Origin of the sequence: Ruegeria sp. AU67 (assembly GCF_900312795.1) — a bacterium.
GTDB lineage: Bacteria > Pseudomonadota > Alphaproteobacteria > Rhodobacterales > Rhodobacteraceae > Ruegeria > Ruegeria atlantica.
Genome location: NZ_OMPH01000030.1, coordinates 47381 through 71889, shown reverse-complemented (window position 1 = coordinate 71889; position 24509 = coordinate 47381). Strand labels below are relative to the sequence as shown.

The window sequence follows — 24509 nt, the reverse complement described above, 5'->3', positions numbered from 1 at the left end:
ATTGTTCTCGAATACGGGACGGCCTGCGCGGGTTTCAAAGTTGCGAGGGGTCGGGTGCGTGGCAAGGCTTCGCCGATGCCGGAGATGTGATTGCAAGTTCGCGAAAAGCTGAGACAATTTGGATGAAATTTACAGAAGGAAACCCGATATGCGAAATCTGATATTGGCAACAATTTTGACTTTTGGAGGGGCGATGTCTGCCATGGCTGACGACATCATCAAGGTAAACACGAACAAATCGGTGCAAGAGGCGATGGACGCCCTGGAAGCTGCCGTCGGCAATGCGGGCGCGACCGTCTTTGCACGCGTCGATCATGCAGCTGGTGCGGAAAAGGTCGGTCTGACCATCCCCGCCAATCAGGTTCTGATCTTTGGCAACCCGGCACTGGGTACACCCGCGATGCAGATTGATCCGCGCGCCGGGCTTTTCCTGCCGCTCAAAGTGCAGGCATACGAAGATGAGACCGGGCAGGTCTGGCTGGCCTATGAGGACCCGAAAGAGACGATGGATGAGCTCGACGAAGTCGAGAAATCACCTGTCATCGAAAAGATGCGCGGTGCGCTTGCCAAGCTGACTTCGGTTGCGGCCGAGTGATCAGCTTAAGGCGCGAATGGCCTCGGAAAGGTCAATCGCGCCATCATAAAGCGCCCGGCCCGAGATCGCGCCGTCCAATGCCACGCCACAATCACGCAGGGCGATCAGATCATCCAGCGAACTGACCCCACCTGAGGCGATGACGGGGATTGACACCGCGCGGGCCAAATCAGCCGTTGCCTGGATGTTCGGCCCCTGCATCGCGCCGTCGCGGTTGATATCGGTATAGATGATGGCCGCAACGCCTGCGTCCTCGAATCTGCGGGCCAGATCGGTGACCTTTACGTTGGTCTCTTCGGCCCAGCCCTTGGTGGCCACCATGCCGTCGCGCGCATCGATGCCAACAGCAACTTTGCCCGGAAACGCCTTGGCAGCTTCACGCACCAGATCGGGGTTTTCGACCGCCACGGTGCCCAGAATCACGCGCGCCAGACCTTTGTCGATCCATGTCTCGATCGTGGATATGTCGCGAATGCCACCGCCCAACTGCGCGGGCACGTTGCATTCTCTCAGGATCGCTTCAACCGGGGCGGCGTTGACCGGTTCACCCGCGAAAGCGCCGTTCAGATCGACGAGGTGCAGCCATTCACAGCCTGCCTCGACAAAAGCCCGTGCCTGCGCTGCAGGGTCGTCGTTGAACACGGTTGCTTTATCCATTTCACCACGCAGCAGGCGTACGGCCTGTCCGTCTTTGAGGTCGATGGCGGGGTAGAGGATCATGTCAGGCGGCCCTATATCTGATTTGTTCGCGCGGGATATCGCACATGCGGGGCAGGGGATGCAACGCGACGCCAAGTCAATCTTGCCGGAATTGCCCAGCCGGGCCAGACTGAGCAGAAATAAGGGAGGAAGTCATGAAAACATTCACACTTGCAGCCGGGTTTGCGGTATTGGCCAGCGCTGCTTTTGCGGCCGATCCGGTTGACGGTCTTTGGAAGACTCAGCCCGGGGATACCGGTGGGTATCTACACGTTTCGATTTCGGAATGCGGCAGCGCGATTTGTGGCACCATCGACACCGCCTTTGACAAAGACGGTAATGAGCAGCTGGCGTATGAAAACCTCGGCAAGCAGATCATCTGGGATATGGTGCCCGATGGCGGCGGCAGCTATAGCGGCGGCAAGATCTGGGCCCCGGACCGGGACAAGACCTACAGCTCGAAAATGACGCTGGACAGCCAGAACAAGCTGACCGTCAAAGGCTGTGCTGTGGGCGGTCTCGTGTGTCGCGGGCAGGACTGGACGCGGGTTCAGTAAACGCTCAGGGCGTCCAGGTCAGGAAGTTCCCGATCATCCGCAGGCCCACATCCTGACTTTTCTCAGGGTGAAACTGCATCCCAACCATTGTGTCGCGGCCGATCACGGCCGTGACCTCCTGCCCATAATCCACAAAGGCCAGACGCTGCGCCGGGTCGTTGACCCGGAAATGGTAGGAGTGCACGAAATAGGCGTGATCGCCTGATTGCACCCCGGCAAAGACCGGGTGCTCGCTTTCCAGAACCAGATCGTTCCAGCCCATATGCGGTACTTTCAGCGCACTATCTGACGGCTCGATCCGCACCACATCACCTGCAACCCAGCCAAGACCGTCGGTCTCGCGATATTCGTGACCCTTGGAGGCCATCAATTGCATGCCGACGCAGATGCCCAGAAAGGGGCGGCCTTTCTGTTCGACGGCCTCGACCATCGCGTCGTAGATGCCTTTGTGCCCGCGCAGCTCATTCGCGCAGGCGGGAAAAGCGCCGTCACCGGGTAGAACCAGCCGGTCCGCACGGGCAACCACCTCCGCGTCCGAGGTTACGACAACTTCACCCGCGTCCATCTCGCGCGCCATGCGCTGAAACGCCTTTTCGGCCGAGTGCAGATTGCCACTTTCGTAGTCGATAATGGCCGTCAGCATCTACAACGCGCCCTTCGTGGACGGAATCGCGTCCGCCTTGCGCGGATCGGTTTCGACCGCCAAACGCAACGCACGCGCGACGGCCTTAAACGCGGCCTCGGCGATGTGGTGGCTGTTGAAGCCGTGCAATTGGTCAATATGCAACGTGATGCCGCCATGGGTGCTGAGCGCCTGAAAGAACTCGCGCACCAATTCGGTGTCAAAGTTGCCGATCTTGGGTGTCGGCATGTCCACGTTCCAGATAAGAAATGGACGCGCGGACAAGTCCAGAGCACAGCGTACTTGCGCGTCATCCATGGGCAGGTGGCACTCGCCGTAACGACGGATGCCCTTCTTGTCGCCCAACGCCTGCGTCAGCGCCTGACCCAGCGCAATGCCGGTATCCTCGACCGTGTGGTGGTCGTCGATGTGGTAATCACCCTTGGCGCGGATCGTCATGTCGATCAGCGAATGGCGCGCAAGCTGGTCCAGCATGTGATCAAAAAACCCAACACCGGTTTGGTTGTCATAAGTGCCGGTTCCGTCAAGATTGACCTCGACCGAAATCTCGGTCTCGGCGGTTTGACGGCTGATCTTTGCGCTGCGCATGGGCGAATTCCTTTTGCTACAGGCGCGCTTATAGACGGGGATTGGTCGGCTTATCCAGACCAAGCGTTGCTTTCATTGCAATCTGTTGCAGGGGATTGCGCCCGGTGACGCGCCATGCCAGCCTGCCGGAAACTCAATCAACAGGTCCAAAACATGTCCACCTGCGTTTTCATTCAGATCCGCTGCACACCCGGCACCACCTATAAGGTCGCCGAAGAGATCGCGCTGCGCGAGATTCACTCCGAGCTTTACTCGACCAGCGGCGAATATGACCTGCTGCTCAAGCTCTATATCCCCGAAACCGACGATGTCGGTCATTTCATCAATGAAAACCTGCTTGTGATCCCGAATATCGAGCGTTCGCTGACTACTATGACCTTCAAGGCGTTCTGAGTCAGGCCGAAGCGTCGGATACGGAACCTTGTGGCGCGGCACATGCCAAAATCGCGCCATTGCGCGCCTGCTGATCAGTTGTTCCTGCCCGGAGCAACTGATGCACACCGAACAATACCATCAGCGGAATGCCAAGCGAGACCAGATAGTTTTTTCCGGCCAATTGCGACCAAACCACACCGAAAGCGCAGACAATCAGCAAAACGGCAGAGTGCGTGTTTCTCTGTTTTGTCCCATTGGTCTGATAGTTCAGGAATCCGTTCGTTCTGAACAAGGTCAAAACGACACCCGTCAAGAAAACGCTCATAATAACGAGGGTCGCGATGTTCCGGGTCAAAATCGTCGCCGTGTCGCGATAGCCAAGCAAGATCAGGCATTCGATCAGTGGCGTGATCGCCACCATGAAGAGATTGATACCAAGTAAAATGGGCTGTGGACGCAGCGTTTTCCTGACATAGGTAACGCAAACCGAGGCGGCCAGAACCGCGCCGATCCACCCGGCCAATCGCATATCATCCGTGGCCCGAAACAAAAGCATGAAAACCACGCCTGGCAGATTCTCAAACATCTCATGCAGCAATCGCTTTTGGGTATCGCTGGGCATTCTATAGATTTCCTTTTTGCAATTGCGCTTTTGGAATGTCGAGTGTGGGGTGAAATTACCCCAGTTCGAATGTTGTGATGCCGTAAATCCGGTCCAGATCAATATCCGGTGCGTGGCTGGAATACATGCGACCTGTTTCGAAGACTTTGGTCAGACCCAACTGTTGCGCCATTGCCATAGCACGCGCGTTGGGGTTGGGCATGTCGATAAAGACCTCAGACCCGATCTGATCGGCGGGAAGTGTCGTTAGCAGCGATACCAAAAGGGCTTGTGCGATCTCTGGGCGGTCCGCAAAAAGGGGACCAACTTTGTACCCGCTCAGACACCGGCGCAGCGTTGCATAGCCCTTGATCTGACCGTCTTCCTCAAACACCCGAGAGATATGACTTGGTGCGTTCAGCCAGCCATGCAGAAACGTGTCGCGCGGGGCAGGGAACAAGCCCCGGTCATACGATTTCAGCTCATCCGTCAGGGCACTGAGGGGCGTGATCTGATCGTGAAGGTACCGGCCCAACTGGTCTAGAATTTCACCAACCCTGCCCGAAAAACGATAATTGTCATAGGCCAGCTCGAACCCGAATTTTCGATAATTGCCCTGCTGTTCGACGACACCGTCCATGCCCATGTTCCGGTGCTGGCAATGCGCCTTGACCGCCTCGGCAACCTGCAGCCCATATCCCGATCCGCGATATTCGGGTTGCACGATATAAAAGCCTAAAAACGAGTAGTTATTGTCATAATTCACAGCAGAGGCCGATGCGATCATCTGCCCATCCAGAAACCCGCCCTTAAACCCTTCGGGGTCGGAACCGCGAAAGCAGACCGCGTCGTGTAACCCCGGGTTCCAGCCTTCCCGGCCAGCCCAATCGACGGCCGTTTGAACTTCGTTTTCAGTCAAAGCGCGAATAACGTATTCTGGCATCAGCGCACCTCTGTTGTGATTGCGTGCCATTCGAGAATGCCGCAACACCAGACAAAGAACCAGCATGTTCATAGAGGTTTGTATCTGGAGCGGGCGAGGCGATTCGAACGCCCGACCCTAACCTTGGCAAGGTTATGCTCTACCCCTGAGCTACGCCCGCATCAGATACATATTTTCGACCTTTCGGTCTCTCAATGGAGCGGGCGAGGCGATTCGAACGCCCGACCCTAACCTTGGCAAGGTTATGCTCTACCCCTGAGCTACGCCCGCGCCGTTGAGTGAGGAGGGGTGTATTAATTCCCAAGCAGGGCTTCAAGCGGAAAAAACAAAAAAGAGGAAAATTCTTTGCGACGGAAACGCGCCTCTTAACCGTTCCAGAACCAGAGCATCCAAGAATAAGAACGGTGGAGGTGACGAAAATGACGTATACTAAGGATCTGAAGATGGCGGCCCTGGCGGCGATGATTTTGCTGGCTACGGCGGTGTCTGGCAAAGGCGAGAATCGAATGGGCGATGTCGAATCAATTTTTACGGAATCCCCTCGAATCGAAACTAAGGTTTTGGCGGGGTAATCCCCGCCATCCAGTTCACAGCGCCATCAAAAGGCTGGCTATGGCTGCTACCACAATCACGGCAAAGGTCAGCAACATGCCGATCTGGCGCAGAATCACGATCTGCGGTTTGCGGCCGAACCCATAGGCATGCAGCACGCGCCCGGCCAAAATGCCAAGGCCCAACAGATTGACCAGCCAACCACCGGCGCCCTGCAGCTCGACCATGGCGATCAGCAACAGGGCAAACGGTGCATATTCGGCAAAGTTGGAATGCGTGCGCATGACTTTGAGCATATCGGTGTTGCCACCATCGCCGTAAGAAATCTTGTCGCCGCGGCGCTGCATGATGACCCGCACACTGAGCGCGACATAGAGAAGTGCCAGCAATGCGGCATAGACTGGGGTGATGGACAGCATGGTCTGCTCCTTTCAGGATCAAAAAAGGGCCGCCCGGTTCCCCGAACGGCCCTTGTTCCCGAAAAGGTTAGGTCGTTTATTCCAGTTCGACCAGTAGGTCCTTTGCGTCAATCTGGCTGCCCGGCTGAACATGCACAGCCTTGACCGTCGCATCGCGCTCGGCGTGGATGCCGGTTTCCATCTTCATCGCTTCGATGGTCAGCAGCATGTCGCCTTCCTTGACCTCCTGGCCCGCGGTCACGGCAACAGTGGCCACCACGCCCGGCATCGGCGCGCCGATGTGGTTGGGGTTGCCTGCCTCGGCTTTAGGACGGGACTGCGTGGTTGAGGTCACCAGACGGTTTGGAACCCGGATCACGCGCGGTTGGCCGTTGAGTTCAAAGAACACTTTGACCTCGCCCTTTTCATCGGTCTCACCGATGGCCTGACAGCGGATTTCCAGTGTTTTGCCGGGGTCGATCTCAGCTGTGATCTCTTCGCCGGGTTCCATGCCATAGAAGAAGGTGCGCGTGGGAAGAGTGCGCACAGGACCGTAAGCCCGGTGACGCCCCATGTAGTCCAGGAACACCTTGGGATACATCAGATAGCCGTTCAGATCCTCGTCATCGACCTCTTTGCCTTCCAAAAGTTGGGACAGCTCGGCGCGTGTGCCTTCAAGGTCAACCGGTGGGACATCCTTGCCCGGGCGATCTGTGTTGGGTGTTTCATCCTTGAGGACCTTCGTGACGATAGTGTCGGGGAACCCGCCCGGAGGTTGACCCAAATTGCCGCGCATCATGTCCACAACCGAGTCGGGGAAGGCCACATCGGTATCCGGGTTTTCGACCTGTTCACGGGTCATGTTCTGGCTGACCATCATCAACGCCATGTCACCGACCACTTTCGACGAAGGTGTAACTTTCACGATGTCGCCGAACATTTGGTTTACGTCCGCGTACATCTGAGCCACTTCGTGCCAACGCTCCTCAAGTCCCAGAGACCGCGCCTGCGCCTTGAGGTTGGTGAACTGACCGCCGGGCATCTCGTGCAAGTAAACCTCAGAAGCCGGGGCCTGCAGGCTGGATTCAAAGGCCGCATATTGCTCCCGAACCGCTTCGAAATAATCGCTGATCTCACGGATGGCCTTGATGTCCAACCCGGTGTCGCGCTCGGTATGGCGCAGTGCTTCGACCACGGTGCCCAGCGTCGCCTGCGAAGTGTTGCCCGAGAAGCTGTCCATCGCGCAATCCACCGCGTCCACGCCCGCCTCGGATGCCGCGAGAATGGTAGCGCTGGCGATACCTGCGGTGTCATGCGTGTGGAAGTGGATCGGCAGGCCGACCTCTTCCTTAAGCGCGCGGATCAGGATTTTGGCCGAGGCCGGTTTCAAAAGACCCGCCATATCCTTCAGACCCAGAACGTGTGCACCTGCATCGCGCAGTTCTTTCGCCATGCCGACATAGTATTTCAGGTCATACTTGGCGCGGTCCGGGTCCAGAATGTCACCGGTGTAACAGACGGTGCCCTCACAGATTTTGCCGTTCTCAACTACGGCGTCCATGGCCACGCGCATATTCTCGACCCAGTTTAACGAGTCGAACACACGGAACAAGTCGATGTTCTGCGATGCCTGACGCACGAACTCTTGCACAACGTTGTCAGGGTAATTGGTGTAACCGACCCCGTTCGCGCCGCGCAGCAGCATCTGGGTCATCAGGTTCGGCATCGCCTCGCGCAGGTCGCGCAGACGTTGCCAAGGGCATTCCTGTAAGAATCGGTAGGCCACATCAAATGTCGCGCCGCCCCAGCATTCAACCGAGAACAGCTGCGGCAGGTTGGCGGCATAGGTCGGTGCCACTTTGATCATGTCGATCGACCGCATCCGGGTCGCCAGCAGCGACTGGTGGCCGTCGCGCATGGTTGTGTCGGTGATCAGAAGCTGGCGCTGCGCCTTCATCCAATCAGCAACGGCTTGCGGGCCTTTTTGTTCCAGCAGGTTGCGTGCGCCCATCTGCGGCTCGAACTTCGGTGCTGGGGGCTTTGCGTCTTTCAGATCAGCGCGCGGTTCGGGGCGGTCCTTGGTCTCGGGGTGACCATTCACCGTGATGTCGGCGATATAGGTCAGAACCTTGGTGCCCCGGTCGCGGCGGCGCTTAAAGGAGAACAGGTCCGGCGTCGTGTCGATGAATTTGGTTGTATATTCATTCGACAAGAAAGTCGGGTGTTTGAGCAGGTTGATGACAAAGTCGATATTGGTGCTGACGCCGCGAATTCGGAATTCACGCAAGGCGCGGTCCATCCGGGCAATTGCAGCCTGAGGCGTCGGAGCCTTGGCAGTCACTTTGGTCAGCAGCGAGTCGTAATAGCGCGTGATCACACCCCCCGCATAGGCGGTGCCGCCATCCAGTCGGATGCCCATGCCAGTGGCCGAGCGATAAGCAGTGATACGACCGTAGTCGGGGATGAAGTTGTTCTGCGGGTCCTCGGTGGTGATCCGGGTTTGCAGCGCGTGGCCGGTCAGGTGCACATCCGACTGGCTGTTTGCGCCGGTGGCCTCGGCAAGGGTTTTGCCTTCGGCGATCAGGATTTGCGCCTGAACGATGTCGATACCGGTGACTTCCTCGGTGACGGTGTGTTCAACCTGCACACGCGGGTTCACTTCGATGAAGTAGAACTTGCCGGTTTCCATATCCATCAGGAATTCAACAGTGCCAGCGCATTCATAATTCACATGGGCGCAAATCTTGCGACCCAGTTCGCAGATCTCGGCGCGCTGCTCTTCGCTCAGGTAAGGAGCAGGAGCGCGTTCGACTACCTTCTGGTTTCGGCGCTGGACCGAGCAGTCGCGTTCATACAGGTGATAGATCTCACCATGCTTGTCGCCTAGGATCTGAACCTCGACGTGACGCGCGCGGATGATCATCTTTTCCAGATAGCCCTCGCCATTGCCGAACGCGGCCTCGGCCTCGCGGCGGCCTTCCAGAACCATCTCTTCCAATTCATCCTCGGATAGGATCGGGCGCATCCCGCGTCCGCCACCACCCCACGACGCCTTGAGCATCAGGGGATAACCGATTTCTTTTGCCTCGGCCCGGATCGCATCCATGTCATCGCCCAGGACCTCTGTCGCCGGGATCACAGGCACACCCGCTGCGACGGCCACGCGGCGCGCGCTGGCCTTGTCGCCCAAGGCGCGCATGGTTTCCGCCTTCGGGCCTATAAAGGTGATGCCGTTCTGCACGCAGGCATCGACAAAGTCCGGGTTCTCGGACAGCAGGCCATAGCCGGGATGGATCGCGTCTGCCCCACATTCTTTAGCGACGCGGATGATCTCATCGATGCTCAGGTAGGCGGCAACAGGCCCCATCCCTTCGCCAATGCGATAGGCTTCGTCCGCTTTGAACCGATGCAAGCCCAGCTTGTCTTCTTCGGCAAAGACGGCAACGGTGCGTTTGCCCATCTCATTGGCGGCGCGCATCACGCGAATGGCAATCTCGCCTCGGTTGGCGATCAGGATCTTGGTGAATTCAGTCATGTCGAGTCCCGGTCCTACTTGTTTGGCCGTGTTGATAGGCGGACAATACGCGCACGTATATCAGTCGTTCTGGGTAGAACCGGCATGTTAACGCTCGCAAACGCCCCCTGTTGGCGCTATTTATCTAATAACGCTGCACCGCAGCATCGGCAAGCGGCTCGACTGGGGGCAGGTGATTCAGCGACTCAGCCCCCATTTGACCCATATTCGCGTGCATATCCTGCCGCAAAATGTCTATGACATGGGCAGGGCCTTTGGCGCCGAGGGCGGCCAGCCCATACATGAAGCCACGGCCCAGCATCACAAAATCGGCCCCAAGGGCCTTGGCACGCAAGATGTCCAGACCACCTTCGATCCCACTGTCGAAGATCAGGGGCAGGTCTGTGGCCGCGCGGATTGCAGGCAAGGCGTCGATGCCGGCGGGGGCACCATCGAATTGTCGTCCGCCGTGATTCGATATCCAGATGGCGTCGACGCCAGCCCGCTGCAATGGCTCGGCATCTTCAGGGCGCTGCACGCCTTTCACAATCAGCGGGCCATCCCAGGCATCGCGCAGCCAGTGAACATAGTCCATGTCCGGTGACGTGCGGAGCAGATACCCAACATGGGCCGTCGGCGGCAAGTTGCTGGAGTTGTCCGTATACTTGTCCAGTGTCCGCATCCGCGGCGGTCCGCTGCGCGCTATGCCAAGCGCCCATTCAGGCCGCATCGCGATCTGCGCCAAAAGGCGTGGAGTCAACCGCGGTGGATTGGTCAGCCCGGAACGTGTCTGACGTTCGCGCCGGGATGCAACCGGGACATCTGCCGTCATCACCAGCGTCGTAAAACCAGCGTTCCGAACCCGATCCAGCAGGTCCTTGCGGATGTCCGGGTCCTTTGGCGGATAAAGTTGAAACCACGCGTTGTCACCCAGATGCGGCGCGACGTCCTCGGGGCTTTGGCAGGCAACGTTGGATAGGGCAAAGGGCAGCCCGGCGTTTGCGGCAGCGCGGGCCAAATGAGCTTCGGCATCAGGCCAAATCAGGCCTGCCATACCGATCGGGGCAACGCCGAACGGTAATGGGTAGGTCTGACCCAGGAACTCGGTCGAAGTGTCAAATTCCAATGGTCCATGCAGGATCGACGGCAGGAAACCGACGCGGTCCAAACCGTCGCGATTGCGGCGCAGCGTGGCCTCAACTCCGGTTCCGCTGTCCAGATACTCCCATACAAAATGAGGTATCCTGCGCTGGGCGCGGTGTTTCAGATCGGCAATGCCGGGAAAGCGACTATGTAGGTCCATGGGGATTGATCGGACCTAAGGCGCGATTCGGCAAGGATTTTAAGCCGTTGATTTCCCACCAACGGCTTTTACCGGCTTTTTGAGCTGGGAAATCTGCTGTGCGTCACTTCCGCTGCCGGCGACCTGCACTTGATTGCGACCTTTATCCTTTGCCGCATACAGCGCATCATCGGCGGCGCGCATCAGATCCTGCGGCATGCTGCCGTGTGCCGGATAATGCGAAACCCCAACCGAGATCGTGATACGGGGCAGGGATTTCTCACCGTAGCGCACCGAGACGGCCTCGACCGCTTGCCGCAATTGTTCGGCGCGGGTGATTGCGTCGTCCGATGTATTGTCGGGCAGGATCAGCATGAATTCTTCGCCACCAATGCGACAGGCAACCTCGTCCCGATCGCAGCCCTGTTCCAACGCTGCGCCAACTGCGCGCAACACCATGTCACCTGCATCATGCCCATGGGTGTCGTTGAATTTCTTGAAATGATCGACATCCACGGCAATCAGGCTGAGCGGCGCTCCGGTTTGCTGACTGCGATTGATGGATTTGCGCAGGGTTTCAAGCATATGCCGCCGGTTGAACAGCCCGGTCAACGGGTCCCGGACGGACTGGTCATGCAACTGATTGCGCATCCGTACATTGGCAATCGCCATGCTGATCTGTTCGGCGCTGAGCTGTGCCAGCTTTTTACTTGTATGAAACGCCTCATCTGTCCCCTCAAGGGCGCGGAGATGCAGAAGGCCGACCGTCTCTTCATGCGCCAGAATCGGAAAACAGAAATAAGGTCGCCCGTCATGTGGTTCGGCGTGTTCACAGACAAAGTCGATCTCAGACGCGCCGTATTCATAGGTTCGGCCACGCCGAAGCCCCCAACACCCTTCGGGATGGATGTGCGCCTTATGGGTCCCGCCATTCCAACTGGCACAGCCATCCAGGACGTCGCGCGAGTTGGAATACACGTAAACGCTGCCTTCGGCCTCGGGTAGGATATGGGTCATGAAGCGCGAGACCATATCGAACAGCTCGTCCAAAGACCGGCTGGACTGCAGCCACTCGTTCAATTCGCCTAGCCATCGTACTTCGCGGGCAAGGCGCAGCTGATCTTCCATCAGATCACGCTCTTTGGCGGATTGTTTTTGCAGCGCCCGCAATTGCAAGCGGTTCGCCCTGTAGCTCGCAAAGGACACGGCAACAAGCGCAAGCAAGGCGATACCGCTTAAAACGGTCAATGAAATCCTAAGCCGCGAGATAAACGTGGTGCGCAAATCGGAGATATCAGTAAAGAACTCGATGGCGCCGATGAAACGCCCATTCTTGGCGACCGGCATAAAGACTTCGGCAACATGGTGCTCCGTTGCGTTCAGGATATTGTCGGTATGCAGATCAAGCCCGTCGATCTCGGACAGTGGAACAACTTCCTGAATGTAGTGAACTATTCCTCTTGCAACGTCGCTGCGAAAGAAATCACGGTTTTCAACACTGCCTACCTCTGTCGGACGAGTCGACCAGGTGACACGCCCATTCGAGTCGAGCAATTTGAAGCGGTAAACATCAGAAGCTTCGGGCATCGCGGCCAGAAATTCGGCGTCATGCGCATCAATCACGCTGGTCTTAAGCGCGCTCTCGGGGTCCTCCAGATGCAAGACGACGCGGCGCTTCCAAAGCTCGGCTTGCTTGAGAATGTCGACCTTTAGCATCCTGTCGACCAGCGGCGCAGGCAATTTGTAAATTCCCCAGCCGCATCCAATTGTCAGAGAAATCAGCAACATGCTGATACCGATCCATTTCAGCCGGTGTTTTACGGCCCCTCGATTATCCTGAATCATAACTTCGCGCTCCCACAGCAATTTACTGATCATCGCGGCGGGTGTTTTACAGATGGTTAATGAAACCGTTCTCAGTCCAAGTCGCTTGATTAGAATTGATCGTAACAGAGCATTAAAAACTGTGCGAACAAGGCGTGAACAAACCCTTTCCCTCAGCCTTCATCCAGCGTAGTTTGGCAAGATGAGCAGTTTTGACGAAATGGACGCCTTTGAGGGCGCATCCCTGTCTGCGCGCGCCATGGCCGCGCGCCCCGTGCCTTATCTGGACGAGCTGAACCCGGCGCAACGTGACGCGGTCGAGCGACTGGATGGGCCTGTCCTGATGCTGGCAGGCGCAGGTACGGGCAAAACCAAGGCACTGACCGCGCGTATCGCGCATCTGCTTAGTACCGGGCGGGCGCGCCCGAACGAGATATTGTCGGTGACTTTCACCAACAAGGCCGCGCGCGAGATGAAGAACCGCGTGGGCCGTTTGTTGGGGCAGCCAGCCGAGGGAATGCCTTGGCTGGGCACGTTCCACTCGATCTGCGTCAAGATGCTGCGACGGCACGCGGAACTGGTCGATCTGAAATCGAACTTCACCATTCTGGATACGGATGATCAGTTGCGGCTGCTCAAACAGCTGATTCAGGCGGCCAATATCGATGACAAACGCTGGCCGGCGCGCATGTTGGCCGGAATCCTTGATGACTGGAAGAACCGGGCGCTTACGCCTGACAAGGTGCCTGCTGCCGATGCCGGCGCCTATAACCACAAGGGAATTGAGATATACGCTCAGTACCAAATCCGGCTGCGCGAGTTGAACGCGGTGGATTTCGGCGATCTGCTGTTGCACATGGTCACAATTTTCCAAACCCATCAGGATGTGTTGGAGCAGTACCAGCGCTGGTTCCGGTACATCCTTGTGGACGAATACCAGGATACCAACGTCGCCCAATACCTGTGGCTGCGGCTGCTGGCCGGGGCGCACAAGAACATTTGTTGCGTGGGAGATGACGATCAGTCAATTTATGGTTGGCGAGGGGCCGAGGTGGGCAACATCCTGCGGTTCGAGAAAGATTTTCCCGGGGCTTATGTTGTCCGGCTGGAACAAAATTATCGTTCAACCCCACATATTCTGGCGGCTGCGTCCAATGTAATTCGCGGCAATGAAAGCCGGTTGGGCAAAGAACTGTGGACTGATGCGCAGGATGGCGAAAAAGTACGATTAATTGGCCACTGGGATGGCGAGGAAGAGGCGCGCTGGATCGGTGAAGAGATCGACGCGATGCAGGGGGGAACGCGTGGTGCGCGTCCCTTCAATCTGGACGAAATTGCGATTCTCGTGCGGGCCAGCCACCAGATGCGGGCGTTTGAGGATCGGTTCCTGACGATCGGGCTGCCTTACAAAGTCATTGGCGGCCCGCGATTCTATGAGCGGATGGAGATCCGTGACGCCATGGCCTATTTCCGGCTGGTGGTTAGCCCGGGCGACGATCTGGCCTTCGAGCGGATCGTGAATACACCGAAACGCGGGCTTGGTGACAAGGCGCAGCAGACGATTCAGATGACGGCGCGGGAAAATGGCGTGTCGCTGGTCGATGGGGCGCGGATTGCTGTCGACAATGGGCTGATCAAAGGCAAAGGCGGCAAAGCACTGCGCGAGCTTATCGACGGGTTGGCGCGTTGGAACGCGATGACGCGCGGGCCCAAGATCGAAGTCGACGATGATTCTGTGATTGATGACGGCACAGCTCCGATGCGGTTTGGTGAGCCAGAGGTGTCACATATTGAGTTGGCGCAGATCATCCTGGACGAATCCGGCTATACGGCCCACTGGCAGAACGAGAAAACGCCTGAGGCTCCGGGGCGGTTGGAAAACCTCAAGGAATTGGTCAACCAACTGGATAATTTCGAGAATCTGCAAGGGTTTTTGGAACATGTCAGCCTGGTGATGGACAACGAGAAGGAATCGGACGGGGCAAAAGTCTCGATCATGACCCTGCACGCGGCAAAGGGGCTGGAGTTCCCGGCCGTGTTCCTGCCGGGGTGGGAGGACGGGTTGTTCCCGTCGCAAAGGTCGATGGACGAATCCGGGATCAAGGGACTCGAGGAAGAACGGCGATTGGCCTATGTCGGAATCACACGCGCGGAAGAGATCTGTACGATTTCTTTTGCGGCCAATCGTCGGGTGTTTGGTCAATGGCAAAACGCGATGCCGTCGCGGTTCATTGACGAGTTGCCTGAAGATCATGTCGAAGTTCTGACGCCGCCGGGGCTGTATGGGGGTGGTCAGCCGACTGCCGGTATCGAAACCCGTGCGGCCGAGGCCAATGTCTATAACTCCCCCGGTTGGCGGCGATTGCAGGCCCGGCAGGGGCAGTATGGAACGTCCCAACCCCGCGAAAGCCGCAATACGGTGATTGACGCGACTGCGGTCGCCAGTTTCACCCTTGGCGAGCGCGTGTTTCATCAGAAATTCGGCTATGGCGCGGTGATCGGCATCGAAGGCGACAAGGTCGAGGTCGATTTCGAAAAAGCTGGATTGAAAAAAGTGGTTTCCCGCTTTCTGTCCGCCAAGGATGATGTGCCGTTTTAAGCAAACGGAATTTGCCTGACGGCACATGCTCGATCTTTTTGAAAAGCGCCCGGTTTCGACCGCGGCGCTTTTTTCTTGTCTGCAGAAACAAAAACGGCGGTTCCCAGGGAGGAGGAGAGGGAACCGCCGTTCTTTTCAACATCAGGGCAGGGAGGAGGAGAGCCCCGATGTATCCGAACCCGGGTTTGATCCCGGTATGAGGAAGACGCGGCGACGTCAGGGAGGAGGAGAGACGTCGCCGCGCGCTTTCAACACCGGGAAAGGGAGGAGGAGTACCCGGTGTGTCACGTTCCGGCGTTCAAGGCCGGTATTAAGGGCGGCGACATCAGGGAGGAGGAGAGATGTCGCCGCTGAAATACAGGTCCAAAAGGGAGGAGGAAGGACCTGATCTCGATGTTTCTGTGTCGCTTAACGCGCGACGTGCTCTTCGGCCGCTTGCTGAGCCAGGCGGCGGATCATTGAGCGGTGAAGCCCCAGATCAGCCAGTTCGCGGTTCGACAGATCAGACAGTTCGTGAACCGTCTGGCGATAGACGCGATATCGGGTGAACCGGGTCTTTGCCGCCTCGAACAGCGAAGCCAGGCTAACTGCCGGTGCGCCTTTGAGCGCGGTGTTCTGTGTTGCTACAGCCATTTGCTTTACTCGATGTATTCGTTGTTGCCGGTGTTGTCCGGCGCTTGCTTGAGATTGAAAATAATCAAATGCTGCGATTGCACAATACCCGACAACGTCAATGCTGCTATGCAGCAAATGCATAGATATCAACCGGTTGCCAGTGTGGGTTTGGCCGAGCCAATAAAATAAGGCCTTCAGTGAGTGTTTCCCCTAGGGAAGGTCTCAACAAGGTTTTCTGAATTTTCGTGTCTGCGCGTCTTTTGAGCGTAGTTTGTCAATTCTTGTGCGCTTTGTGTATTGGACGGGCCAGGCGCGCGGCGGCTGACATGATGATTTCTGATCGTGGGAATTCATGGGCGTCAGCTGGGGCGGCGCAGAATCCACATGTGGCTGAGGTTAAAAATTGGGATGATTCGTTAACCCAGTGGCCCATTTTCGCTATGCTCATCATAAAATATCACCTCTGGGAGAATTTTCTGGGAAATTATGGGAATATTTGGGGTGGCTCTGAAATTGGTCTATTTAGTATATTGATAACATAAACTACCTACAATTGGTGTCTGCGGGGTGGTTTTCTTTCCCAGTTGCGTTGGCTAAACTGTGACTCTGAACATAGGGTCGGCAAATTTTCTGTTGATTTCCATGAATTCCCATGTCATCCCTAGTTCATCCGATGAGGACGAGGCACATGGGGCGCCAAACGACCCCGAACCAATAAAAACAGGTTTCATACAGGCATCTCGCTTTCATCAATCAAGAGATCCGGCGCGCGGGCGAGCAGACATCCCCCCAGGTGGCGCGCGCAGCTGGACATCCCGCACAGCGGGTCAATGCGGCGGGTTGATCAGTGGCAGCAGATCAACCCGCCGTTTTTCATCTGGGGGAGTGAATTTTAAGTGGGGCGCAAGCGGAAGGGACAGTCGTCTTGGCGCGCAGGTTTAGAGGTGAAAGCCACCACAAGGTGGATACGAAGGGCAGGGTGTCGATCCCGGCCTCGTTTCGCCGTGTGCTTGAATCCTCTGACCCGAATTGGCAGCCCGGCGACACTCCTGAGCTTGTAATTGTCTACGGCGACCACCGACGCAAATTCTTGGAATGCTATACTATGCAGGCGATCGAAGAGGTCGATGCCAAGATCGATGCGCTGCCGCGCGGGTCGATGCAGCGGAAGATGTTGCAGCGCATGTTCCACGGTCAATCTTTCCCGACCACAGTGGATGAAACCGGCCGTCTGGTGCTGCCGGCCAAGCTGCGCAACAAGATCAATCTTGAAGGTGAGGCATTCTTTATCGCCGCGGGTGACACGTTCCAGATTTGGAAGCCTGAAACTTACGATTCCGAAGAATTGGCTGCGGCCGAAGAGTGGTTGGACGAACAGCCCGAGGACTTTGATCCTTTGGAGTTCCTTGACGGCACCGGGGATGCGTAACGGCATGGCCGGCGCTAAAACCCCTTCCGATAAACCTCATATCCCCGTTCTGCTGCGTCCGTTGCTGGCTGCTGTGGCGCCCGTGTCGGGTGTCTGGCTGGACGGAACGTTTGGTGCGGGCGGATATACGCGGGGCCTGCTGGAAGCGGGCGCTGACAAAGTCATCGGCGTGGACCGTGATCCGTTGGCCTTTGAAATGGCGGCGGATTGGGTCAAAGGTTATGGCGACCGGCTTGTGATGCAGCCGGGTGTATTCTCGCGCATGGACGAATACGCACAGGATCTGGATGGTGTCGTTCTGGATCTGGGCGTGTCGTCGATGCAGCTGGATCTGGCGGAACGCGGCTTTTCTTTCATGAAAGATGGCCCGCTCGACATGCGTATGAGTCAGGAGGGCGAAAGCGCGGCAGATTTGGTCAACACTGCGACCGAGGAACAACTAGCTGATATCCTATATCATTATGGCGAAGAGCGTGCCAGCCGCCGCATTGCCAAGGCCATCGCCAAAGCGCGTGCAGAAGAGCCGATTACAACAACTCTGCGCCTCGTCCAGATCATCGAATCCTGTTTGCCGCGACCCAAGCCGGGGCAGTCCCACCCTGCAACGCGCAGTTTTCAGGGTCTGCGGATCGCAGTGAATGCTGAATATGAAGAGCTGTATCAGGGTCTTATGGCTGCGGAACGTGCGTTGAAGCCGGGCGGGCAACTGGCAGTCGTAACGTTCCATTCCATCGAAGACCGGATGGTCAAACGGTTCTTTCAGTCCCGTGCGGGAAAGACGGGCCGGGCCAATCGATACGCGCCCGAGATTGAGCAGGAGCTGCCGCAGTTCACGCTTAAGACTCGTAAAGCCGTGGGACCGGATGATCAGGAGCTGCAGGAAAATCCGCGTTCACGCTCGGCAAAGCTGCGTGTTGCAATTCGAACGGATGCGCCGTCGGGGGAAATTGATGCCCGCGCCGTTGGTATGCCGCAACTAGGGGGAAGAGCAAAATGAAGAGTGTTTTGTATGTGTTGACTGCTCTGTCCGTGTTTGGGCTGGCGCTGTGGGCGTATCAGGAAAACTATCGCACGCAGCAGGTGGTGAAGGAAACGCAGAAGCTGCAGCGCGAAATTGGTATGGCGCAGGTGAAACTGGCGGTTTTGAACGCCGAATGGGCCTATCTGAACCGCCCCGACAGGTTGCGTGAGCTTGCTGATCTGAACTTTGAACGGCTGGGCCTTTTGCCCCTGCGGGCCGAGCAGTTCGGTCGCGCCGATCAGATTGCCTATGCGGAAGATCCTGACCTGCCGATCGTCGACCCGATCGAGCTGCAGGCCATCACGAACATTCAGGCGCTGGGTGAGGTGCAAATCCCATGACCCGAACGCCGCTGCGCCCTCTGGCTCGAATCCTTGACGCGCGCTCGCGGGGCGAGAATCCCAAAGCCATCGAGCGCGAAAATATCCGCAAGCGTCACGAAGACATGAAAGACCGCAGCCGTACCCGCGCTGAGGGCCGCTTGCTGGTGCTGGGTCTGTTCTTTTTCTGCGCCTTTTCCGTCGTGGGCGTCCGGATGGGCATGTTGGCCACTTCCGAAGCGCAAGAACCCGTGGCCTCGGCCCCGGGGGCAGCCATTGCGATGCAGCGGGCCAACATCGTAGACCGGGAAGGGCGCATTCTTGCGACCAATCTGGACACTTATTCGGTATATGCGCAGCCGCCGCTGATGATCGACCCGATTGCCGCAGCTGATCAGCTTGTAGCGATTTTCCCAGATCTGGAAAAAGAACGCCTGGTCAAGGACTTCACCGGCAATCGCAAATTCCTGTGGATCAAAAAGCGTATCTCGCCCGAGCAGAAACAAGCCGTGCACGATATCGGTGATCCTGGCATCCTGTTCGGCCCGCGTGAGATGCGGTTGTACCCGAATGGCCGTCTGGCGGCGCATATCCTTGGCGGGTCAAGCTTTGGGCGCGAAGGCGTCAGCGCTGCTGAAGTGATCGGTGTGGCCGGTGTTGAAAAGCAATTCGACGACTACCTGCGTGATCCCGCGAATGGGACTAAGCCGCTGCAACTTTCATTGGACCTGACGGTTCAAGCCGCCGTTGAGCAGGTGCTATATGGCGGCATGAAGATCATGAACGCCAAGGGTGCGTCGGCGGTTCTGATGAACGCGCATACGGGCGAGGTGATCTCGGCGGCCTCATTGCCGTCTTTCGATCCCAATGATCGCCCGCGCCCGCCGACCTCGGGGTTCGATCCATCAGATAGCCCGCTGTTCAATCGCTATGTACAGGGCGTTTACGAACTGGGATCCGTGTTTAAGATTTTCACCGCCGCGCAGGCGGTTCAGTTGGGTTTGGTGAATTCGAACACGATCATCGATACCTCGGGGCCGATGAAGATCGGCCGTTTCCCGATTGGTGAGTTCAACGGCAAGAATTACGGCAAGATCAGCGTAGCCGATGTGATCGTCCACAGCTCGAACCGGGGCACCGGGCGACTGGCGCTGCAGATCGGCGCGCAACGGCAGCAGGATTTCCTGGAATCGCTTGGTATGTTCGATCCCACCCCGTTCGAAATCGTCGAAGCCAAGGGCGGCGAACCGCTGAAGCCCAAGAAATGGGGCGAACTGAGCACGGTGACCATCTCATACGGTCATGGTCTGTCGACCAGCCCCATGCACCTGGCGGCGGGGTACGCGGCGATTGCCAATGGCGGGCACTATGTAAGCCCGACGATCCTGCGCAAAAATGGGCCACAATACGGTCCTCGGGTGATGTCTGATAACGCGGCAAATCAGGCGCAGAACATGTTGCGCCGAGTGGTAACAGATGGCACCGCCAGTTTTGGCGATGTTGCAGGCTATGATGTGGCCGGTAAGACCGGCACCGCGGACAAACCCAAGCCCCGCGGCGGGTACTATGATGACAAAGTTATCGCGACCTTTGCGACGTTCTTTCCGGCTTATGATCCTAAGTATGTCCTGATCGTGACGTTGGACGAACCATCCATACTTGCTTATGGCGAAAAGCGCCGTACGGCAGGCTGGACAGCGGTTCCTGTGGCCGCAGAATTGATCGGGCGCATCGCACCGTTGCTGGGCCTGCGTCCTCGGGTTGAGCCTGAGGCCGGCGCTGCTATAACGCTGACCTCAAATTAGGCTGTCCAAACGAGGTGGGTCATGGGCGCAAGGACAAAGAAACTCAGCCAACTGGCCCTGACCGCCCGAGGTGGCACCAATCCTGATATCACAGGGCTGGCGGTCGACAGCCGCGAAGTCAAAGACGGATTCCTCTTTGCGGCACTTCCCGGTACACGTGTTCATGGCGGTGAGTTCATTCAATACGCTTTGCGTATGGGGGCCGCAGCCATCCTGACGGATGCTGAAGGGGCAGAGATCGCATCCGAGGAACTGGCCGCATCAGATGCGGCGCTGATCGTGCTCGAGGACCCGCGTCAGGCGCTGGCCGGGTGCGCTGCGCTGTGGTTCGGAGCGCAGCCTAAGACCATCGTTGCGGTTACTGGCACCAATGGCAAAACCTCGGTCGCGACATTTGTTCGCCAGATATGGACCGAACTTGGTCACGCCGCGGTGAACCTCGGGACCACAGGGGTCGAGGGGGCGTGGACCGCACCACTAGCCCATACAACGCCCGAACCAATCACTTTGCATCGTTGCCTGTCCGAGGCTGCGGAGAACGGAGTGACTCATGCTGCGATGGAGGCATCCTCGCACGGGTTGGAACAGCGCCGCTTGGACGGGGTACAGCTGGCTGCGGCGGGGTTTTCGAACTTCACTCAGGACCATCTGGACTACCACGAAACGTTTGAGGCGTATTTCAACGCTAAGGCAGGTCTGTTTGATCGGGTCCTGCCGCAAGACGGCACCGTTGTCGTCAACATGAGCGATCCCAAGGGGGCTCAGGTCCTCCGAATTGCCAAAGACCGGGGGCAAAAGGTTTTGACCGTTGGGCTTGGGGAAGCAGACCTGTGCCTGATGAATCAGCGGTTTGACGCAACAGGTCAGGACCTGCGGTTTTCTTGGCAGGGCAAGATCTTCCAAACTCGTTTGAATCTGATCGGCGGGTTTCAGGCTGAAAATATCTTGTTGGCCTGCGGTCTGGTTATTGCTGCAGGGGAAGAGCCTGAACACGTTTTCGAAACCCTGCCGCATCTCACAACAGTTCGCGGGCGCATGCAGCTGGCCGCGTCGCGAGAGAATGGGGCAGCGGTGTTTGTGGATTACGCTCATACACCTGACGCAGTGGCGACCGCGCTCAAGGCACTGCGCCCGCATGTGATGGGCCGTCTGATCGCCATTGTCGGCGCGGGCGGTGATCGCGACGCGACCAAGCGCCCGCTGATGGGGCAAGCCGCCGCCAACCACGCAGATGTGGTTTTTGTCACCGACGACAACCCGCGCAGCGAAGATCCGGCCACCATACGCGCCGCCGTGATGGATGGGGCACCAGAGGCCACCGAGGTCGGCGATCGGGCGGAGGCCATCTTGCGCGGGATAGACGCGCTGCAACCCGGGGACGCGCTTTTGATTGCGGGCAAAGGGCATGAAACCGGCCAGATCGTTGGCGATCAGGTTCTGCCATTTGATGATGTCGAACAGGCCAGCATCAGTGTGGCCGCTCTAGACGGGAGGGTGGCATGACATTGTGGACTGCAGCCGAGGCCGCCGAGGCAACCGGTGGACGCGTCACTTCGGATTGGGCGGTCAATGGTGTGTCGATCGACACGCGCACCATCCAGCCCGGTGATCTTTTCGTTGCGCTAAAGGCTGCGCGGGACGGGCATGATTTTGTAGCGCAAGCTTTGGAGAAAGGCGCAGGTGCGGCTTTGGTATCCCGCATTCCCGAAGGCGTGGCTGAAGACGCGCCCTTGTTGGTCGTCGAAGATGTCCAGACCGGGCTGGAAGCGCTGGGTCGGGCGGGTCGTGCCCGAGCCGAAGCGCGTGTGCTGGGCGTCACAGGCAGCGTTGGCAAGACATCGACCAAGGAAATGCTGGCCACCATATTGGAAACGCAGGGGAAAACCCATGCCAGCGTTGCCAGCTACAACAATCATTGGGGGGTTCCCCTGACATTGGCGCGGATGCCGCGCGACACAGAATTTGCTGTGATCGAGATCGGAATGAATCACCCCGGAGAGATTTCTCCGCTCGCGCGTCAGGCCCGCCCGCATGTGGCGCTGGTGACGACCGTTGCGGCGGTGCATCTTGAGGCCTTCGAGTCCGTGGTCGGTATCGCACGCGAAAAAGCTGCAATCTTTGACGGCCTGACTCAAGGCGGTGCGGCTATCGTAAACGCGGATATCGAACACGCAGACATCCTGCGCGCCTGCGCGCGGGACTTAGGGGCAAAGACAGTGGATTTCGGCCGCAATGGGGCCGACTACACTTTGACCGATGTGTCCCAAGAGGCCGACTCGGTGAGCGCAAATGCAACAGTTGCAGGGCGTGCGATTGCGTTTGACGTTCGGTCAGCGGGCACGCATTTCGCCATGAACGCACTGGGGGCATTGGCTGCCTGTGTTGAAATGGGCGTCGATCTAGATCAGGCGATTGCAGGTCTCGGCGGATGGTCGCCGGTCAAGGGTCGCGGGGTGCGCGAACAGATCGCGTTGACCGACGGTGGCCGGATCGAAGTGCTGGATGACAGCTATAACGCTAACCCGACGTCGATGGAGGCCGCACTGGACGTTCTGGCCGCCGCGCAAGGTCAGCGTCGTGTCGCTTTTCTTGGGGATATGAAGGAGTTGGGGCCGGAGGAAATTGCCATGCATGCGGCGATGGCGGATGTTTCGGCTATGCAGCGCGTGGACAAAGTTCATTGCGTCGGTCCGCTGATGAAGGCGCTGTACGATGCACTTCCGGCGGATAAACGCGGGCTTTGGTTCGAGACCAGCTCCGAGATGGCGGTTCAACTGCCCGAGCTTGTTCAGGCCGGTGACACTGTGTTGGCCAAGGGATCGCTGAGCATGGCATTGGCGCAGATCGTTGACGGTTTGCGTAAAATGGGGCAAGGGGGCGCGCTTGATTGATGATCGCGCCCGCCACCTCAGTGTGAGAAAGGTTTTGAAATGCTCTATTGGTTGACCGCCCTGTCGGACGGAGGAGATTTTTTCAACCTCTTCCGTTATATCACGTTCCGCGCAGGCGGCGCCTTTTTGACCGCGCTGATTTTCGGTTTTCTCTTTGGCAAACCGCTGATCAACGTGCTGCGCAAAAAGCAGGGCAAGGGCCAGCCGATCCGGGATGATGGGCCCGAAGGGCATTTTTCGAAGGCGGGCACACCGACGATGGGCGGGCTGCTGATCGTGGGAGCGCTGATGACATCGACATTGATCTGGGCGCGGTGGGACAATCCCTATGTCTGGATGGTTCTGTTTGTAACGCTGGCCTATGCGGCGATCGGGTTTGCTGATGACTATGCGAAGGTGTCGAAACAGAACACCAAGGGCGTTTCGGGTAAAATGCGTATGGCACTGGGGGTTATCATCGCAGTTCTGGCCTCGGCCTGGGCCACGCTGCACCATCCCGAGGCCCTGCAGAACCAGCTGGCGCTGCCCATTTTCAAGGATACACTGATCAATCTGGGCATGTTCTACATACCCTTCTCGATCATCGTGATCGTAGGGGCGGCCAACGCTGTTAACCTGACCGATGGTCTGGATGGTCTGGCCATCATGCCGGCGATGATCGCAGCTTCGACGCTGGGAGTGATTGCCTATGCCGTTGGACGGGTCGACTTTACCGAATACCTGGATGTCCATTACGTGCCCGGAACAGGTGAGATTTTCGTCTTTACCTCGGCCCTATTCGGTGCCGGTCTTGGCTTCCTTTGGTACAACGCGCCACCAGCTGCGGTGTTCATGGGCGACACCGGATCGCTGGCGCTGGGCGGTGCATTGGGTGCCATCGCGGTAGCCACCAAGCACGAACTGGTTTTGGCGATTGTAGGTGGTTTGTTCGTGGTCGAAGCGCTGAGCGTGATCATCCAAGTGCTGTATTTCAAACGTACTGGACGTCGGGTGTTCCTGATGGCGCCGATCCATCACCACTATGAGAAAAAGGGCTGGGCAGAGCCGACGATCGTGATCCGGTTCTGGATCATCTCGCTAATCCTGGCAATGATCGGTCTGGCAACGCTGAAAGTCCGGTAACGCTCCCGTCAGGTTCGGCGGACCTGCGGTCCACCTGTCACCTGTTGGGCCCGGCTCGCGCTGACGCGCGAGCATTTTGCCACCCTTGCCATCGGTGATTTCTTCGGTGCAGTGTGGCGGCCAATTCAAAGCTATA

At 57.8% G+C, this 24509-nt stretch carries 22 protein-coding genes and 2 tRNA genes; 12 read left to right on the top strand and 12 right to left on the bottom strand.

All coding sequences use genetic code 11. From position 1 onward, the window contains the following. The first annotated feature begins 148 nt into the window (after nt 1-148). Complete coding sequence (locus DK510_RS17150; protein ID WP_058274315.1) at nt 149-595, top strand: DUF302 domain-containing protein; 447 nt, start codon at nt 149-151, stop codon at nt 593-595. Here the strand turns inward: DK510_RS17150 and hisA are convergent, their stop codons facing one another. Then, nucleotides 596-1315 carry a 1-(5-phosphoribosyl)-5-[(5-phosphoribosylamino)methylideneamino]imidazole-4-carboxamide isomerase gene (hisA, locus tag DK510_RS17145; RefSeq protein ID WP_109313123.1) on the bottom strand — a complete coding sequence of 240 codons (720 nt, stop codon included), beginning with the start codon at nt 1313-1315 and terminating at the stop codon, nt 596-598. Nucleotides 1316-1449: 134 nt separating this feature from the next. Between hisA and DK510_RS17140 the strand changes: the two genes are divergently transcribed. Next, nucleotides 1450-1851 carry a DUF2147 domain-containing protein gene (locus DK510_RS17140; RefSeq protein WP_058274317.1) on the top strand — a complete coding sequence of 134 codons (402 nt, stop codon included), beginning with the start codon at nt 1450-1452 and terminating at the stop codon, nt 1849-1851. A gap of 4 nt (nt 1852-1855) precedes the next feature. Here DK510_RS17140 and hisH read toward each other — a convergent pair whose 3' ends face one another. Together hisH and hisB are read right to left on the bottom strand one after the other, a co-directional pair. Beyond that, a complete protein-coding gene (hisH, locus tag DK510_RS17135) occupies nt 1856-2494 on the bottom strand; it encodes an imidazole glycerol phosphate synthase subunit HisH (protein WP_109313122.1) in 639 nt (212 codons plus the stop codon). Continuing rightward, a complete protein-coding gene (hisB, locus tag DK510_RS17130; protein WP_109313121.1) occupies nt 2495-3082 on the bottom strand; it encodes an imidazoleglycerol-phosphate dehydratase HisB in 588 nt (195 codons plus the stop codon). A 153-nt stretch (nt 3083-3235) separates the two neighbouring features. Here hisB and DK510_RS17125 point away from each other — a divergent pair, with 153 nt between their 5' ends. Beyond that, a complete protein-coding gene (locus tag DK510_RS17125) occupies nt 3236-3475 on the top strand; it encodes an Lrp/AsnC family transcriptional regulator (protein WP_058274459.1) in 240 nt (79 codons plus the stop codon). A gap of 1 nt (nt 3476) precedes the next feature. On the opposite strand, the gene DK510_RS17120 is transcribed toward DK510_RS17125, so the two are convergent. From DK510_RS17120 to DK510_RS17105, 4 genes are all read right to left on the bottom strand, one after another. Then, nucleotides 3477-4079 carry a hypothetical protein gene (locus DK510_RS17120; protein ID WP_109313120.1) on the bottom strand — a complete coding sequence of 201 codons (603 nt, stop codon included), beginning with the start codon at nt 4077-4079 and terminating at the stop codon, nt 3477-3479. 55 nt (nt 4080-4134) lie between these two features. Then, nucleotides 4135-5031, bottom strand: a complete 897-nt coding sequence (locus tag DK510_RS17115; protein ID WP_234999119.1) for a GNAT family N-acetyltransferase — start codon at nt 5029-5031, stop codon at nt 4135-4137. A gap of 55 nt (nt 5032-5086) precedes the next feature. Further along, nucleotides 5087-5161: transfer RNA gene (locus DK510_RS17110), tRNA-Gly, on the bottom strand. Between the two features lie 35 nt (nt 5162-5196). Continuing rightward, nucleotides 5197-5271 (bottom strand) — tRNA-Gly (locus tag DK510_RS17105). Nucleotides 5272-5420: 149 nt separating this feature from the next. On the opposite strand from DK510_RS17105, the gene DK510_RS22860 reads away from it, so the two are divergent. Beyond that, nucleotides 5421-5573, top strand: a complete 153-nt coding sequence (locus DK510_RS22860) for a hypothetical protein (RefSeq protein WP_160116557.1) — start codon at nt 5421-5423, stop codon at nt 5571-5573. A 15-nt stretch (nt 5574-5588) separates the two neighbouring features. Here DK510_RS22860 and DK510_RS17100 read toward each other — a convergent pair whose 3' ends face one another. The 4 genes from DK510_RS17100 to DK510_RS17085 form a co-directional block, all read right to left on the bottom strand. Beyond that, a complete protein-coding gene (locus DK510_RS17100) occupies nt 5589-5972 on the bottom strand; it encodes an MAPEG family protein (RefSeq protein WP_082637226.1) in 384 nt (127 codons plus the stop codon). A gap of 76 nt (nt 5973-6048) precedes the next feature. Beyond that, nucleotides 6049-9486 carry a pyruvate carboxylase gene (locus tag DK510_RS17095; RefSeq protein WP_109313119.1) on the bottom strand — a complete coding sequence of 1146 codons (3438 nt, stop codon included), beginning with the start codon at nt 9484-9486 and terminating at the stop codon, nt 6049-6051. 124 nt (nt 9487-9610) lie between these two features. Further along, nucleotides 9611-10768 carry an alpha-hydroxy acid oxidase gene (locus tag DK510_RS17090; protein WP_109313118.1) on the bottom strand — a complete coding sequence of 386 codons (1158 nt, stop codon included), beginning with the start codon at nt 10766-10768 and terminating at the stop codon, nt 9611-9613. A 39-nt stretch (nt 10769-10807) separates the two neighbouring features. Then, nucleotides 10808-12592 (bottom strand): diguanylate cyclase, encoded by a 1785-nt coding sequence (locus tag DK510_RS17085; protein ID WP_109313117.1) that lies wholly within the window; start codon nt 12590-12592, stop codon nt 10808-10810. 181 nt (nt 12593-12773) lie between these two features. Between DK510_RS17085 and DK510_RS17080 the strand changes: the two genes are divergently transcribed. Then, nucleotides 12774-15170 (top strand): ATP-dependent helicase, encoded by a 2397-nt coding sequence (locus DK510_RS17080; RefSeq protein WP_109313116.1) that lies wholly within the window; start codon nt 12774-12776, stop codon nt 15168-15170. 408 nt (nt 15171-15578) lie between these two features. On the opposite strand, the gene DK510_RS17075 is transcribed toward DK510_RS17080, so the two are convergent. Continuing rightward, complete coding sequence (locus tag DK510_RS17075; RefSeq protein WP_058279568.1) at nt 15579-15803, bottom strand: DUF1127 domain-containing protein; 225 nt, start codon at nt 15801-15803, stop codon at nt 15579-15581. 907 nt (nt 15804-16710) lie between these two features. Between DK510_RS17075 and mraZ the strand changes: the two genes are divergently transcribed. Genes mraZ through mraY form a run of 7 tightly spaced genes read left to right on the top strand, consistent with a single transcriptional unit; the run spans nt 16711 to nt 24373 of the window. Continuing rightward, nucleotides 16711-17214, top strand: a complete 504-nt coding sequence (gene mraZ, locus DK510_RS17070) for a division/cell wall cluster transcriptional repressor MraZ (protein ID WP_082637227.1) — start codon at nt 16711-16713, stop codon at nt 17212-17214. A gap of 4 nt (nt 17215-17218) precedes the next feature. Beyond that, nucleotides 17219-18211 carry a 16S rRNA (cytosine(1402)-N(4))-methyltransferase RsmH gene (gene rsmH / locus DK510_RS17065; RefSeq protein WP_109313337.1) on the top strand — a complete coding sequence of 331 codons (993 nt, stop codon included), beginning with the start codon at nt 17219-17221 and terminating at the stop codon, nt 18209-18211. Further along, the gene (locus DK510_RS17060; RefSeq protein WP_058274326.1) at nt 18208-18576 is read left to right on the top strand and encodes a hypothetical protein; all 369 of its coding nucleotides are present in this window, start codon (nt 18208-18210) and stop codon (nt 18574-18576) included. Before rsmH ends, DK510_RS17060 begins: the two co-directional genes overlap by 4 nt. Beyond that, entirely contained in the window at nt 18573-20360 is a 1788-nt protein-coding gene (locus DK510_RS17055; protein WP_109313115.1) for a penicillin-binding protein 2, read from the top strand. The genes DK510_RS17060 and DK510_RS17055 overlap by 4 nt, the downstream gene beginning before the upstream one ends. 21 nt (nt 20361-20381) lie before the next feature. Further along, nucleotides 20382-21863: a UDP-N-acetylmuramoyl-L-alanyl-D-glutamate--2,6-diaminopimelate ligase gene (locus tag DK510_RS17050; protein WP_109313114.1), complete on the top strand. Its 1482-nt coding sequence runs from the start codon at nt 20382-20384 to the stop codon at nt 21861-21863. Continuing rightward, nucleotides 21860-23251, top strand: a complete 1392-nt coding sequence (gene murF / locus DK510_RS17045; RefSeq protein WP_109313113.1) for a UDP-N-acetylmuramoyl-tripeptide--D-alanyl-D-alanine ligase — start codon at nt 21860-21862, stop codon at nt 23249-23251. Before DK510_RS17050 ends, murF begins: the two co-directional genes overlap by 4 nt. A 39-nt stretch (nt 23252-23290) precedes the next feature. After that, a complete protein-coding gene (gene mraY, locus DK510_RS17040) occupies nt 23291-24373 on the top strand; it encodes a phospho-N-acetylmuramoyl-pentapeptide-transferase (protein WP_109313112.1) in 1083 nt (360 codons plus the stop codon). The last annotated feature ends 136 nt before the right edge of the window (nt 24374-24509 follow it).